The 12,411-nt window shown below is 62.6% G+C and carries 18 protein-coding genes; 6 read left to right on the top strand and 12 right to left on the bottom strand.

Features of this window, described 5'->3' with window-relative positions; all coding sequences use genetic code 11:
- Nucleotides 1-52: 52 nt before the first annotated feature.
- Together NCR37_RS18635 and NCR37_RS18630 are read left to right on the top strand one after the other, a co-directional pair.
- A complete protein-coding gene (locus NCR37_RS18635) occupies nucleotides 53-379 on the top strand; it encodes a hypothetical protein (protein WP_250474326.1) in 327 nt (108 codons plus the stop codon).
- Nucleotides 380-446: 67 nt separating this feature from the next.
- Nucleotides 447-998 (top strand): J domain-containing protein, encoded by a 552-nt coding sequence (locus tag NCR37_RS18630; RefSeq protein ID WP_250474325.1) that lies wholly within the window; start codon nucleotides 447-449, stop codon nucleotides 996-998.
- On the opposite strand, the gene NCR37_RS18625 is transcribed toward NCR37_RS18630, so the two are convergent.
- The 4 genes from NCR37_RS18625 to NCR37_RS18610 form a co-directional block, all read right to left on the bottom strand.
- Nucleotides 995-1,243 carry a hypothetical protein gene (locus tag NCR37_RS18625; RefSeq protein WP_250474324.1) on the bottom strand — a complete coding sequence of 83 codons (249 nt, stop codon included), beginning with the start codon at nucleotides 1,241-1,243 and terminating at the stop codon, nucleotides 995-997. The genes NCR37_RS18630 and NCR37_RS18625 overlap by 4 nt on opposite strands.
- Nucleotides 1,244-1,442: 199 nt before the next feature.
- The gene (locus tag NCR37_RS18620) at nucleotides 1,443-1,814 is read right to left on the bottom strand and encodes a VOC family protein (RefSeq protein ID WP_250474323.1); all 372 of its coding nucleotides are present in this window, start codon (nucleotides 1,812-1,814) and stop codon (nucleotides 1,443-1,445) included.
- 5 nt (nucleotides 1,815-1,819) lie between these two features.
- The gene (locus NCR37_RS18615; RefSeq protein ID WP_250474321.1) at nucleotides 1,820-2,128 is read right to left on the bottom strand and encodes a hypothetical protein; all 309 of its coding nucleotides are present in this window, start codon (nucleotides 2,126-2,128) and stop codon (nucleotides 1,820-1,822) included.
- 143 nt (nucleotides 2,129-2,271) lie between these two features.
- On the bottom strand, nucleotides 2,272-2,481 hold the full coding sequence (locus NCR37_RS18610; RefSeq protein ID WP_250474320.1) for a hypothetical protein: 210 nt from the start codon (nucleotides 2,479-2,481) through the stop codon (nucleotides 2,272-2,274).
- Between the two features lie 247 nt (nucleotides 2,482-2,728).
- Here NCR37_RS18610 and NCR37_RS18605 point away from each other — a divergent pair, with 247 nt between their 5' ends.
- From NCR37_RS18605 to NCR37_RS18590, 4 genes are all read left to right on the top strand, one after another.
- On the top strand, nucleotides 2,729-3,262 hold the full coding sequence (locus NCR37_RS18605; RefSeq protein WP_250474319.1) for a DUF3280 domain-containing protein: 534 nt from the start codon (nucleotides 2,729-2,731) through the stop codon (nucleotides 3,260-3,262).
- Between the two features lie 149 nt (nucleotides 3,263-3,411).
- The gene (locus NCR37_RS18600; RefSeq protein WP_250474318.1) at nucleotides 3,412-4,476 is read left to right on the top strand and encodes a beta-propeller fold lactonase family protein; all 1,065 of its coding nucleotides are present in this window, start codon (nucleotides 3,412-3,414) and stop codon (nucleotides 4,474-4,476) included.
- A 110-nt stretch (nucleotides 4,477-4,586) separates the two neighbouring features.
- Nucleotides 4,587-4,997 carry a hypothetical protein gene (locus NCR37_RS18595; protein ID WP_250474317.1) on the top strand — a complete coding sequence of 137 codons (411 nt, stop codon included), beginning with the start codon at nucleotides 4,587-4,589 and terminating at the stop codon, nucleotides 4,995-4,997.
- 93 nt (nucleotides 4,998-5,090) lie between these two features.
- Nucleotides 5,091-6,131 carry a histidine kinase gene (locus NCR37_RS18590; protein WP_250474316.1) on the top strand — a complete coding sequence of 347 codons (1,041 nt, stop codon included), beginning with the start codon at nucleotides 5,091-5,093 and terminating at the stop codon, nucleotides 6,129-6,131.
- Here the strand turns inward: NCR37_RS18590 and NCR37_RS18585 are convergent.
- From NCR37_RS18585 to fhcD, 8 genes are all read right to left on the bottom strand, one after another.
- Nucleotides 6,062-6,760: a response regulator gene (locus NCR37_RS18585; RefSeq protein ID WP_250474315.1), complete on the bottom strand. Its 699-nt coding sequence runs from the start codon at nucleotides 6,758-6,760 to the stop codon at nucleotides 6,062-6,064. The two genes, NCR37_RS18590 and NCR37_RS18585, sit on opposite strands and share 70 nt — an antisense overlap.
- A 4-nt stretch (nucleotides 6,761-6,764) precedes the next feature.
- The gene (gene pqqE, locus NCR37_RS18580) at nucleotides 6,765-7,952 is read right to left on the bottom strand and encodes a pyrroloquinoline quinone biosynthesis protein PqqE (RefSeq protein ID WP_250474314.1); all 1,188 of its coding nucleotides are present in this window, start codon (nucleotides 7,950-7,952) and stop codon (nucleotides 6,765-6,767) included.
- Nucleotides 7,953-7,976: 24 nt separating this feature from the next.
- Nucleotides 7,977-8,276 (bottom strand): pyrroloquinoline quinone biosynthesis peptide chaperone PqqD, encoded by a 300-nt coding sequence (gene pqqD, locus NCR37_RS18575; protein WP_250474472.1) that lies wholly within the window; start codon nucleotides 8,274-8,276, stop codon nucleotides 7,977-7,979.
- Nucleotides 8,277-8,281: 5 nt separating this feature from the next.
- On the bottom strand, nucleotides 8,282-9,016 hold the full coding sequence (gene pqqC / locus NCR37_RS18570) for a pyrroloquinoline-quinone synthase PqqC (RefSeq protein WP_250474471.1): 735 nt from the start codon (nucleotides 9,014-9,016) through the stop codon (nucleotides 8,282-8,284).
- A 45-nt stretch (nucleotides 9,017-9,061) separates the two neighbouring features.
- Nucleotides 9,062-9,982 carry a pyrroloquinoline quinone biosynthesis protein PqqB gene (gene pqqB / locus NCR37_RS18565; protein ID WP_250474313.1) on the bottom strand — a complete coding sequence of 307 codons (921 nt, stop codon included), beginning with the start codon at nucleotides 9,980-9,982 and terminating at the stop codon, nucleotides 9,062-9,064.
- A gap of 31 nt (nucleotides 9,983-10,013) precedes the next feature.
- Complete coding sequence (locus NCR37_RS18560; RefSeq protein WP_250474312.1) at nucleotides 10,014-10,583, bottom strand: cytochrome b; 570 nt, start codon at nucleotides 10,581-10,583, stop codon at nucleotides 10,014-10,016.
- Nucleotides 10,584-10,645: 62 nt separating this feature from the next.
- Nucleotides 10,646-11,467 carry a formylmethanofuran dehydrogenase subunit C gene (locus NCR37_RS18555; protein WP_250474311.1) on the bottom strand — a complete coding sequence of 274 codons (822 nt, stop codon included), beginning with the start codon at nucleotides 11,465-11,467 and terminating at the stop codon, nucleotides 10,646-10,648.
- The gene (gene fhcD / locus NCR37_RS18550; protein ID WP_502800559.1) at nucleotides 11,464-12,405 is read right to left on the bottom strand and encodes a formylmethanofuran--tetrahydromethanopterin N-formyltransferase; all 942 of its coding nucleotides are present in this window, start codon (nucleotides 12,403-12,405) and stop codon (nucleotides 11,464-11,466) included. Before fhcD ends, NCR37_RS18555 begins: the two co-directional genes overlap by 4 nt.
- Nucleotides 12,406-12,411: the final 6 nt, after the last annotated feature.

Raw genomic sequence — 12,411 nt, 5'->3', positions numbered from 1 at the left:
CCGGCATTATCAACGCGCAATATGACGCGCTCATGGCGCAGCGAGTCACATCATGCCGTTTCTTTTTCATCGACGCCCGGAACTCGCAGGTCTGGACCGTCGCGCGCGAAGCGACGTGCGACGCCTGGCATGGCACTTCGCGCAGCGTCACTGGACACTGCACGCGCCGGCCTTTGCGTGGGTCGTCTTTGTCGCGCTGCATACGCGCTTCGGCCTCGTGCCCGACCCGCGCGACTATGCGTTAGCGACACTCGGTCTGTTCGCGGCGGCGGTCGTCGTGATTCGGCTGCATATCGCGCATCATCTGCGTGCGGCGCGCGCCATCTACGACGCCTTGGGTCCGGCATGCCTCAACGTCATCATCCGCACGCGCCGATAACCAAGCCACGGAAAGTCCCCATTTTTCGCGTGTTACGATGCCTCGCGTCCCTTCTCAACGATCGCACATGGCAACGTTATACGAAACGCTAGGCGTCGATGAACACGCCACCGAAGACGAGATCAAGCGCGCCTATCGCAAGGCCGCGATGCGCTCCCATCCGGATCGCAATGCCGGCCACGAAGAGGCGGCGCGGGTCCGCTTTCAGGAAGTGAAAGAAGCGTACGCGATCCTGTCCGACCCCGCGCAACGCGAGGTGTACGACCGAACCTTCGCCGAAGAAATCGAACGCTGGGAAGCGCGCATGCGCGAAGAAGAGGCCGAGCGTGAGGCGCTCTATGCGAAGCGCGTAGCGCTTGCCATGCGCTTTGCATCGCAGGGGCATAATCGCGATGTCGTGTTCGGCGTATTGCTTGGGCAGGACTGCGATGAGCCCACCGCGCGTCGTATTGCGGAAAGCGTCGTCGCGCTGCACGAGTCACGTCAAGAATCCGCGACGAGCGAAGCGAAAGAACAGTCCGCCGAGCCTACGCCTGAGAAAACGAAAGCCGACGAGCCGCATGCAGCGAACCCGCTCGGAGCGATGTGGTTTCAGTTCTTCAACAATCTGCGCTTCTAGGCCGCGAGTCGTTCACTGCGCATGTTCCCTTTGCGCGGCGCGGCGGGATAGACGCACCACTGCCCGTCGTCGTGACGGAAAAAGAACAGCGCCTTCGACGCGGCGCCTTGCATGGTTTCCACGCACACGAAACGCCGATGATCGGCGCGCGTGCGGCTGAACTGCTTGACATGGACCGGCACGCTTGCCGGCGCGAGCCATTTCTCGACGAGATAACGAAGCGATCGTTCGTTCGCGCATTTCATCTGAAGTCTCCTGCATGCGGCGTTCATGGCTGTATATCGGCCGAAAGCATTCGACGCTTGAGCGGTCGCATGAAAGACGCCTGCCGCAACGCACCACACTCGTGACAAAGCACTTGAACTGTACGCCTGAATCGGCCGTGCACGCGCAGTTTGGCGTAATAGCAACAGGAGCGCGCGGTGCCGCTCAAGAGCGCTTGGATCAAAGCGGGCGCGCGAAGCTGAGTTCGTGGCCGTCGGGATCGGTGAGATGGAAGTAGCGTTCGTTCCACGGCGCATCGCGCGGTGCGAACTGGGGCTCGATACCGAGCGCCTTCACTTTGCGATAGAAGGCATCGACATCCGATACGTAGAGGATGATGCGGCCCCACCACGTGATGGGGCCATGCGTTTCGCTCGTGATGTTGAGGTACGAGTCGCCGAGCGCGAACGATGTGAACGCCTCATTCGCACCGCCGTGCACGATGCGAAAGCCCAGCGCCTGATAGAAGCCTACGGCGCGCGCCATGTCGTGCGTGGCGAGCGCGACCGCGCTGAGACTGATGAGACGAGCATCGTCGATGGGTGTCGTCATGTAGCTCAGGAATGGTGATGATGCGAGACGATGGACAGCACGGACAGGTCCGGATGCGTGCCATCCACGATGCTTTTGCCGATGTGCCGCGCATCGTCTATAGCGTCTGCGGCGGTTTTGTATGCGTCGTCGCCATCTGAGTGAAAGTGGACGGCTTCGCCGGGCACGTCCGCATTGGCGCCATGCAGGCACACATGGCCGATGAAGACATATCGTTGCGCCGGCTCGGACCCGGTCTTGAGTTGCGGAAGCACGTGAATATCGAAGCCTTCGTATTCGAAGACATGCCATTGAGTAGAGAGGTCGACGGCCATGATCGTCTCCTGTTTCGCGATGCTGGCAATCCGACCTTACTCCTCTTGACGTGACGAATCCATTGGCGAATGCATCGATGACAATGCAGTGGCGGCCCGCATGCACGCACCCGCGCCGCCGTTCAACATCGAACGACATCGGCTCAAACGATATAAGGACCGCCGACCCGCCCTTCGAAGATGGCGATATTCATCTGCCAGTCGTCGATGGCCGCGGTCGAGCGACCGTCGACTGTGGCGAGAGCCGACCGTCCTCCGGCGATCTGCTGCATCTGTTGCCGCGATAGGACGGGTTCGTTGCAGCGCGCGGTGGTGTCGAGCGTGAGGTCGGTAATGACGAGAGCGGGCTTCATGGCGTTTCTCCTGGCAGCGTGGCGTGGGTGGATCGAATATGCGGCGAGCACATCGAGTGCTCGCGCGAAATTCTGCAAAGCCTATGCCAATGCGACGCTCAAGCTCCCGTCAGAACGCGGGCTATGGCGCACGACGCTCGAAGGCCGCGCTCAACCCATGCAGGGTGCACAGCAATGTTGGACAGAAGCCGACAGACCGGCGCATGCTGTTGGCTCCGGCGTCATCACGCAACGCTCGACCAAGACCATGACATCCCTCGTCCGTATGCTGGCGTTACTCGTTCTATGTGCTCTGCCATTGAGTGGACAGGCGCAGGCGCAGCAAGCGCAACAATCCATCGCGCTGCTGGACTGCACATTGATCGACGACAACGCCGCATATAACGATGCGGACACCAATCGCATACAGGCCGAGCGCCTCGCGAAGGTCAGCAACGCACTGCGCGAGCAATTGCGCGAGAAGACACCGTTACATGTGACGGACAACGCACGGGCGAGCGAACTCATCGCAGCGCTTGAACACGCGCAGGACATGAGCGCCTGCAACGGCTGCGAGCTTCGCGTGGCGCGCGAGCTGGGTGTATCGCGCGTCGGCGTGTGCTGGGTGCAGAAGATCAGCAACCTCATCCTCAATATCAATCTGCGCGTGGAGGACGTCGATAGCGGCGCGACGCTCTTCCAGCGTTCGGTCGATATGCGCGGCAACACGGACCAGTCGTGGCAGCGCGGCGCAAGGGCGCTCGTCGATCTGCTGACGAGCGAAGCCTCTGTCATGCGTTAGGCGTGCGGTCGCATCCGGCCTCCGTATATCGGGAATTTCTCCCGCCATGCAGCGTTGCCTGCACGCGGGATCCTGCGCTAAGTTGGCTGTGGGGCCGGCGTTTAATACGCCCTTAAAACGATACGAAGAACGTTCAGCCGGAGACGATCATGCATGTGAGCTTCAACGCGACGCGCCTTTCACTCGTGTCGTTATTCGCGTCCGCGGTGCTCCTCGGCGCAAGTCACGCACACGCGGCAGCGCCGCTGGCCTATGTGACGAGCGAAAGCAGCGGCGTCGGCGTGATCGATCTCGACGGCCTGTCGCTTGCCAAGACCATCGACGTGGGCAAGGACGGTCCGCGTGGCCTGAGCCTGAACAGCGACGGCACGCGCCTTTACGTCGCGAACAAGTCGACGGGCGATCTGTCCGAGATCGACACGGCGTCCGGCACGGTGCTTCGCCGCGCGAAGATCGGCAAAAATCCGGAGTTCGTGCGCGTGCACGGCGGCGAGGCTTATGTCACGTATGAGCCGGGAGAATCGGGCGCGCCCGGAAAGCCCGGCGAGCCGCAGAAAGATGACGACGACGCGCATTCGCCGCCTGCGGAAATCGCCATTGTCGATCTGAAGACGATGAAGGTCAGGCGCTCGGTGAAGAGCGGCCATGAGACGGAAGGCGTCGAGTTTTCGCGCGACGGCAAGCTCCTACTCGTGACCAACGAGGGCGACGATACGGTATCGGTCTATCGCGCCGGCACCGGCCAGCCCGTGCGCACGGTCAATCTGCCCAAAGGGTCGCGCCCGCGCGGCATCAAGGCATCGCCTGACGGCAAGGCTTATGTCGTCACGCTGGAGAACGCGAACAAGTTCATGGTGCTCGCGGGTAACGACCTCAAGCCGGCGAAGACCGTCGATACGAAAGCCGGGCCCTATGGCGTGTCGTTCGATCCATCCGGCAAGCGTCTCTTCGTGGCCGCATCTCGCGACAAGACGCTGCAAGTCTTCGATGCTTCGACATACGCGCACTTGAGCGACGCGCCGATCGGGCAGCGTTGCTGGCACTTCAGCTTCACGCCCGACGGCTCCAAGGTGCTGCTCGCATGCGGCCGTTCGAACGCCGTCTATGTGCTCGACGCGTCGAGCTACGCGACCGTCAAGCAGATCGGCGATGTACCGCTTGCATGGGGCATCGTGACCTATCCGCCGAGCGCGGGCTCCATCACCGGACGTTGAGTTCGAGCGCACAGCCGTTTCGTTTTGTGCCGCGCATCATTGCGCATTACACGTCGCGTCTCGCGGCGGGCGACTGCTAGTATCAGTTAGGCTCGCCGGCGAGGACAATCATGTGTACATTAGCCGAGGCGTTTGACACCATCAGCGATACACCCACGCGCAAGCGCGTGCTCATCGCGTCTCAGGGCGGCACGGGCAATTGCCGCTGGCTGCCTGCGTCCATAGGCAAACACGGCGAGTTGCGCTTCGACGTGTGCGAAGAAGAGGGCGTCGAGATCGACGACGAAGCCGCCGATGCGGTGCGCCTCTTCGATGCCGGCTCGCTCTCATCCTGCGCCTTGGTCGTGCATCTCGGCGCGCTCGGCGTCGGCGCGCTGGTCATGGGACCGGAATCGCCGAGCGACGCGATGCGCATGCTCGAACAACTGAAAGCGCATGCGTTGAGCCGTTTCGTGGAGAACTATCTGGCGGAACTGCGGCAGCGGCGGCCGGCGAAGGTCTATCCATTCAAGCCGCGCTGATTCGGGAGATTCTCCCGTTCATCGAAGGAAGCGCTCAAACGTGCGATGCCTACTGCGCCGCCTCTCGCAGGCGTGCGTAGAATGTTTCGCGTGATGCCATCCGAGTCCTTCTCCTCGCCCGCGAAAGAGCATTTCGCTCGCACGCCGCGCTCGACGGTCGTGCGCGATCTCGCCTGCGTGCTCGCCGTGACCTTTGCCGCGGGCGCCATGTTCGCGACGTTCGATTTCAGCGAGTTCACGTATCGCTGGACGCGCAGCGCGGAGCGTTTCCAGCTCGACGAGATGCCCGCGACGCTCTTCGTGCTGGCGCTCGGCCTGGCGTGGTTCGCGTGGCGGCGCTATCGGGAAGCGCAACGCGAAGCGCGGCGGCGTCGGACGTTGGAAGAGGAAGCAGAGCAACTGCTCGCGCAGAATCGCCGCCTCGCCAATCAGGCGATGTCCGCGCAGGAGAACGAGCGTCGTCATCTTGCGCGCGAATTGCATGATGAACTCGGTCAATACCTGAACGCCATTTCCCTCGATGCAGCGCGCATTCGCGACCTTTCCGCGGGACGCGAAGCGGAGATACATCGGCTCTCTCTCGCGTTGATGCAAAGCGCGACGCATGTGTATCGCGAGATCGGCGGAATGATACGCAAGCTAAGACCCACCGGGCTCGATGAATTCGGCTTGCCGACCGCGCTCGAACATTGCATCGAAGGCTGGCGCGAACGCTTGCCGCAGGCGGTCTTTTCGCTGACGGTGGAGGGCGACTTCGATCATTTGAGCGATGCGCTCAATATCACCTTGTATCGGCTGGTGCAGGAAGGGCTTACGAATATATCCAAGTTCGCGCGCAATTCGCGTGTCGAAATCTATCTCGTGCGCACGCCGCAGGATGCGGACTCAGGCGCGGATGAAATCGTCGTCACGATGGCCGATGACGGTCCCGGCGTCAACCTCACGGTTCCTCGCAAGGGCCTGGGACTGGTCGGCATGCGCGAGCGCGTCGAGGCGCTCGGCGGCGAGTTCCATCTCGCAAGCACCCCGGGCGATGGGTTCCTCTTCTGCGCCCGCGTGCCCGCTCATGCGGGACTGCCGTTGCCGAGCGAGCCGAACGGCGCATCGGCTGCGCCGGTGAAGTCGGAGAAATGAAGGCCGAGGCGGCTCGCGATTTGCGCAAGCTGCACGCCGTTGTCCGCGCCGAACTTCTGGCGTATGACCGACTGGTGATTCGCCACGGTCTTCTGACTTAGACCGAGCTTCTCCGCAATGCTCGGCAACGTATAACCCTGCACGAGCAAACGCAAGACTTCGAATTCGCGGGCCGATAACTGCCGTCCCGGCGGGCCTTCACGAATGGTTTCGCGCAATGCGAGCGCCTGCGATATGTCGGGACTCAGATAGCCGATGCGGCGCGCCACGGAGCGCACGGCTTCGACCAGCACGTCCGGCGCGCTTGCTTTCGTCACATAGCCGCGCGCGCCGGCATCGAGTGCGCGGCGTACGAAGATCGCTTCTTCGTGCACGCTGAAAATGAGCACGCGCGCCTGCGGCTCGCGTGCGAGCATGCGCCGCATCGCCTCTATGCCGCTTGCGCCCGGCAATGCAAGGTCCATCACGACGACGTCCGGCTGCAACGCGCAGAACTTCTGATAAGCCTGCGCCGCGTCCGCTGCTTCGCCCGCGACGCTCACGTCGGGGCTCAGTTCGAGCAGACGCTTGTAGCCCTCACGCACGACTGCGTGGTCGTCCACCAGCAGCACGGAGATGTCGGCGGTCACGTTGTTATTCTCCGTTGTCCGAACTATTTGCGCGCGGTGCGGCCGCCATGCGCCGCGAGTTGGCATCGTTGCGAAAGACGATGGGTTGCTCGGCGGGTTCCTGCCTGACCGATGCCGCGCGCACCACCTCGATGACACGTTCATGATGCGGGGACTTGTCGCATACCGGGTCGGCGTTCGCCGGATCTTGCGTGAGCAGATACGCCTGACAGCGGCAGCCGCCGAGGTCGATGGCTTTCTCGTCGCAACTGCGGCACGGCTCCTTCATCCAGCCGAAGCCGCGGAAGCGGTTAAACGCATCGCTCTCATACCAGATGTCTTTGAGCGGCGTCTGCGTCACGTTGGGGAAGGTGAGGCCCGGCAACGAGCGCGCCGTATGACAGGGCAACGCGGCGCCATCCGGCGCGATGCCGAGAAACACGGAGCCCCATCCGTTCATGCAACGCTTCGGCCGACGCTCGTAGTAATCGGGCACGACGAAGAATATCTTGCACTTGTCGCCTATTTCGCGCCGGTAACGCTCGACCACCGCTTCGGCTTCCTGCAACTGATCCGCGGTCGGCATGAGTTGCGCGCGGTTGGCGTGCGCCCAGCCGTAGTACTGCGTGTTCGCGAGTTCGAGATACTCGGCGTCCATCGCGAGCGCCATGTCGATGATGCGGCCGATATGCGGCAGGTTATAGCGGTGCAACACGCAATTGAGCACCATCGGGAAGCCGTGGGCCTTGATGAGATTGGCGACGCGCTTCTTCAGGTCGAAGGTCTTGGTGCTAGAGAGAAAGTCGTTCAGCTCCTGCGTCGAATCCTGAAACGAGAGTTGAATATGATCGAGTCCCGCGTCCTTCAGAGCAGTAAGACGCTTGTCCGTGAGACCGATGCCGGACGTGATGAGATTCGTATAGAAGCCGAGTTTGCGTGCTTCTGCAACGAGCGTTTCAAGATCGTCGCGAAGCAGCGGCTCGCCGCCTGAAAAGCCGAGTTGCGCCGCGCCGAGCGCGCGCGCCTGCCGCAATGTGTCGAGCCATTGCTCGGTGTTCAGCTCTTGCGTGTGTTCCGCGTAGTTCACAGGGTTGTAGCAGAATACGCAATGCAGCGGACAGCGGTAAGTCAGCTCGGCGAGCAGCCAGAGCGGCGGCGGTATGACCGCGCCTTCGTGCTCGGGCTTCGCAATGGGTTCGGAAAGATCGGTCATGCTCGTGCCTCGGCTTGTGCCTCGTTACTCCAGCCATCCGCGCAAACGTGCGCCGGCGATGAACGCCCGCACGTCGTCGCCGAGGCCGCTTGCGTTGAATGCCTGCTCCAGATCCGCAACGAGCGCGGGAATGTCGCGCGTGCCGTCACAGCGCAAAAGAATCTGCGCGGCGCTTTGATTGAGCTTCACCATGCCTTCGGGATAAAGCAGGACGTGCGCATCCTGCGCGGGCTCCCATTGCAGGCGAAAGAGACGCTTGAGCTTCGGATGCAGTGAGTCATCCGGGGCTTCGACGGCTTCCTGGACACGCTGCGTCGGGTTCATATCAGTCATGACGGAAAGGCCTTTTCGATGGAATCCAGCATGGTCCAGAGAATATCCAGCTTGAATTGCAGAATATCGAGCGCGCGTTGTTGTTGCTCGCGTGTCGTGAAGTGAGCGAGCGTCACTTCGAGACCATGTTCGACATCGCGCTGGGCGAGCGACACACGCGAGCGAAAATAAGCGAGACCATCGGCTTCGATCCACTTGTAATGTTCGGGCCATGTCGCCAAGCGATCCTTGTGAATCTGCGGCGCGAACATTTCCGTCAACGACGAGCACACCGATTCCTGCCACGGCGCGCGCCGCGCGAAATTCACGTAGGCGTCGACGGCAAAGCGCACGCCGGGCGTGACGAGCCGAAGCGACCACAAATCGTCGCGCGAGAGACCCACTGCGTCGCCGAGGCGCGCCCACGCTTCGATGCCGCCGGGTTGATCGTCATAGCCGTCGTGATCGAGAATGCGCAGCACCCAGCGGCGGCGCGTCTCGCGGTCCGGGCAGTTGGACATGACCGCCGCGTCCTTCAACGGAATGTTGATCTGATAGTAGAAGCGGTTGGCGACCCAGCCGCGAATCTGATCGGGCGAACATCCACCGCTATTCATCTTCACGTTGAACGGATGATGGATGTGGTACGCCGTGCCTTTCGCGCGCAATTGTTCCTCGAACTGTTCGCGCGTCCACGCAGGCTCCGCCGTCTTCACTGCGGTGAAATGCGGGCCGGTCGTGGGATTGAGCATCGGCGTGAACGGGTTGTCAGGCATTCATTATTCTCCAGAGATTCTTCATAGCTCGAGGCTCATGCCGTCGTGCGCCACTTCGATGCCATGCTCCGACAACAGGCGGCGTTCGGGACCATCTTCGATGAGAATCGGGTTCGTGTTGTTGATATGGATGAGCACTTTGCGGATTTCCGCGCGCTCGATCGAATCGAGCACCTCGATCATGCCGCCTGCGCCGCTCTGAGCGAGATGACCCATGTCGGCGCCGGTCTTCTTCGTCAGGCCCAGACGAATCATTTCGTCGTCGGTCCATACCGTGCCGTCGATCAGCAAGAGGTCGGCCTCGCGCATCGCCTCGAGCACATGCGGTTCGATCGCGCCGAGCCCCGGCGCATAGAACGCTCGCTTGCCCGTTGCGCTGTTCGTGAACACGAGGCCGATGTTGTCGCCCACTTCGGGCGCTTCGCGGTGCGGCGAGTAAGGCGGCGCCTTGCTCGAAAGCGGTAATGCTTCGATCTGCACGCGCGGCAGTTCCGGCACGCTCAACGCGGCCCCGTCCAGCGCAATGCGCCGATGTTCGACGCCGCAGTAATGCGAGAGGATCGACGTGACCGGGAAGCCCGTCGAGAGGTCTTGCCACACGGCATCGGTCGCATAGAGCGGCAAGGGCGTGCCGCGTTCGCGCAGCATCAGCAGGCCGGTGACATGATCGATCTGCGCGTCCATCACGATGACTGCCGCGATGCCCGTATCGCGCACGCGACGCGCGGGCTGCAACTCCGGATTCGCCGCGATTTGCGCGAGTATGTCCGGCGAAGCATTGACGAGCAGCCAGTCCTCGCCGTTATCGCTGACGGCAATGGAAGACTGAGTGCGCGCCCGCGCCGCTATGGTGCCGCGACGCACGCCATCGCAATTGCGGCAGTTGCAGTTCCATTGCGGGAATCCGCCGCCTGCCGACGAGCCCAGCACACGAATCTTCATAAGCCAGCCTCGCTGACCTGCATCACGGCGCTCATGGCCACATTCTCCTTAACAGCCCGTCCTTGTCGATCAATTGATGTTTCATCGCGCCCAGAAAATGCAGCACGATCAGCGCGGCCATGATCCACGCCAGATAAACGTGAATGCCGAAGAACAGTTCCCGCATGCCCTTGTCGTCCCATCCCCATTGCGGCAACGGCACGCCCCAGAAGCGCGTGCCGAATCTGTTGAACGACGAGCCGAGGTAACCGGTAAGCGGCATCGCGATCATGCCAACGTATAAAAGACCCTGCGTGGTGCTCGCGGCGGCGCGTTGCCACGCTCCCATCTGCGGCAGAGGCGGGCGGCCATAGGCCAGGCGTACCAGGATGCGGATCAGCACCAGCAGGAAAACCGTCATGCCGAGCGACTTGTGGAAGTTGATGAGCGTCGACTTGAACGGCAGCCCGCGCGGCAGGCCGACCATGTAGAAGCCGATGCACAACATCGCGATAATGGCGGCCGCGATGATCCAGTGCAGCGCGACGAGAGGACGCGCGAAGCGCTCGTTCGCCGCGACCGCCTTGCCGTGCGCCGCAGCGGAGATTCGTGCAGCGGTCATGGCGCGCCTCCTTCGTCAAAGGGCATTCGTCCGCCGGATATGAGTCCATTGTTCTCGTCTGTTCATGAATTGGCGATCAGCAATTCCCCCCGTCCGTCCACGGCGAGATCGCCCGCATAGCGCGTCGGCAGCATGCTGTCGGCGAGCGTCGCAAAGGGCGGCATTTCGCGCGCCACCGTGCGGGTCAGCAGCCGCCAGAAGACGTCGAAGCCACGGCCGCCTTCCACGAAGGTCGGTTCGATGCGTCGCGGCGCCTTCAATAGTAGGACCGTGCCGCGTCGCATGCCATAACCGAGATGCGCGCCCGTCTCGCCCGCGATGCAAACGGTGCCCGCAACGAGCCGCGATGCCGCGAATTCGCCCGCATTGCCGCCGATCAGCACGGTGCCGCGCCGCATGCGGTCTGCAAGACGCGCGCCTGCATCGCCGTGGACGATCATAACGCCGCCGCGCATGCCCTCCATGTCGCCGGGCAGCGCGCCCGCTGCGAAATCGCCGACACTCCCGCGCACCGTCATGCGTCCGCCCTGCATTTCGCATGCGGTAAAGCGGCCCGCATTGCCGTCGATATGCAGCTCGCCGCCGCTCATGCCGATGCCCGCGTAGTCGCCCGCTTCGCCGTGGACGAAAAGGGAGCCGGCATCGAGCGACGCCCCGATGCGGTCGAGCCACGCAACATCGCCTTCGATACGGAGTGTTGGCGCTTCGCTCTGCGCTCTGCTGATGTCGAAGAGGTCGGCTATCGCGCACTGCTCGCCGTGCCCTTGCAATATGAATCGCGCGACTTCGCTATCCTTGATGCGACCGAGTGCGCAGGGAAGTAACTTCGACGCATCGACGCGAAAGCCGGGCGCACTTTTTACACGCAGCGTGATGGCGCTCATGCACGACTCCCGTCGATGCCGGCTGCAAGTTCGTGCAGCTTGAAGTGATACGGCCCGAGCTTGCCGCCGTAATTGCCCGCCGATATGCGCAGCATGCCGCCCGCTCGCCCTATGGCAGTCGCGGCCGCGATGCCCGCAGTCATCGCGGCGCGCACATCCGCATCGGTCAGACCGTCGATCACGATTTCGAGCACGCATGCGACCTCGGCCGTGAGCTCGCTCTTTTTCGACAAGCCGACGAGCGTGGGGCAGAAGGCATCGTTCGTTGAGGCGGTCGCGCCTGCGTATTTCGAGCCGATCTTCGAGCCGGAACGCACGACGCCGCCGGGAAATGGCGTGATGATGTTCGGCAGCGCGTGCATTGCGGCAACGGCGGCTTCGGCGGCGTGCAATGCGCTGTCGAGATCACGCGCGAGGAACAGCAGATTGCCGCCGCCCACCGCCTTCACGGTGGCTGTGAATTCCTCGCAGACGAATTCGCCGTCCATTACGGGCACGCGCCAATAGCGCGTCGCGCCGAGCACTTTCGATATCTGAAAGCCGTCGCCGAAGAAACGCAGGCCCGCGCCGAGCGGTGCGTTGTCGGAGAGCGGCGCGCAGCTCGTTGCCGGATCGATGCCGCCATAGACTGCGGTGGTCGGGCACGTGAGCACGCATTGCCCGACGCGCCGCGCGACCTGCTTCGCCAGTTCTTTCGACGACACAGCGAAGATGAGCATCGAAATGCCCGGCCTGCCATCGGGCGTCTCATCGGCTGCGAGATCGCGTTCGATGCCCGCTTCGCATCCGCAATCGATCACGGATGTCGCAAACCCCGTCAGCGAATTGGCGGCATGACGCGCCCATGTCGGCGTATGCGCGGTAATGACGAGGCGCGTCGCCTTCATCGGGAACGCTTCGGCGAACGTGTCGTCGATCTCCGTGTCGTTGATCCGCATGGCGGT

This window comes from Caballeronia sp. GAFFF1 (assembly GCF_023630705.1).
In the GTDB taxonomy this organism is placed as follows: domain Bacteria; phylum Pseudomonadota; class Gammaproteobacteria; order Burkholderiales; family Burkholderiaceae; genus Caballeronia.
This window is presented reverse-complemented; position numbering and strand designations above follow the sequence as displayed.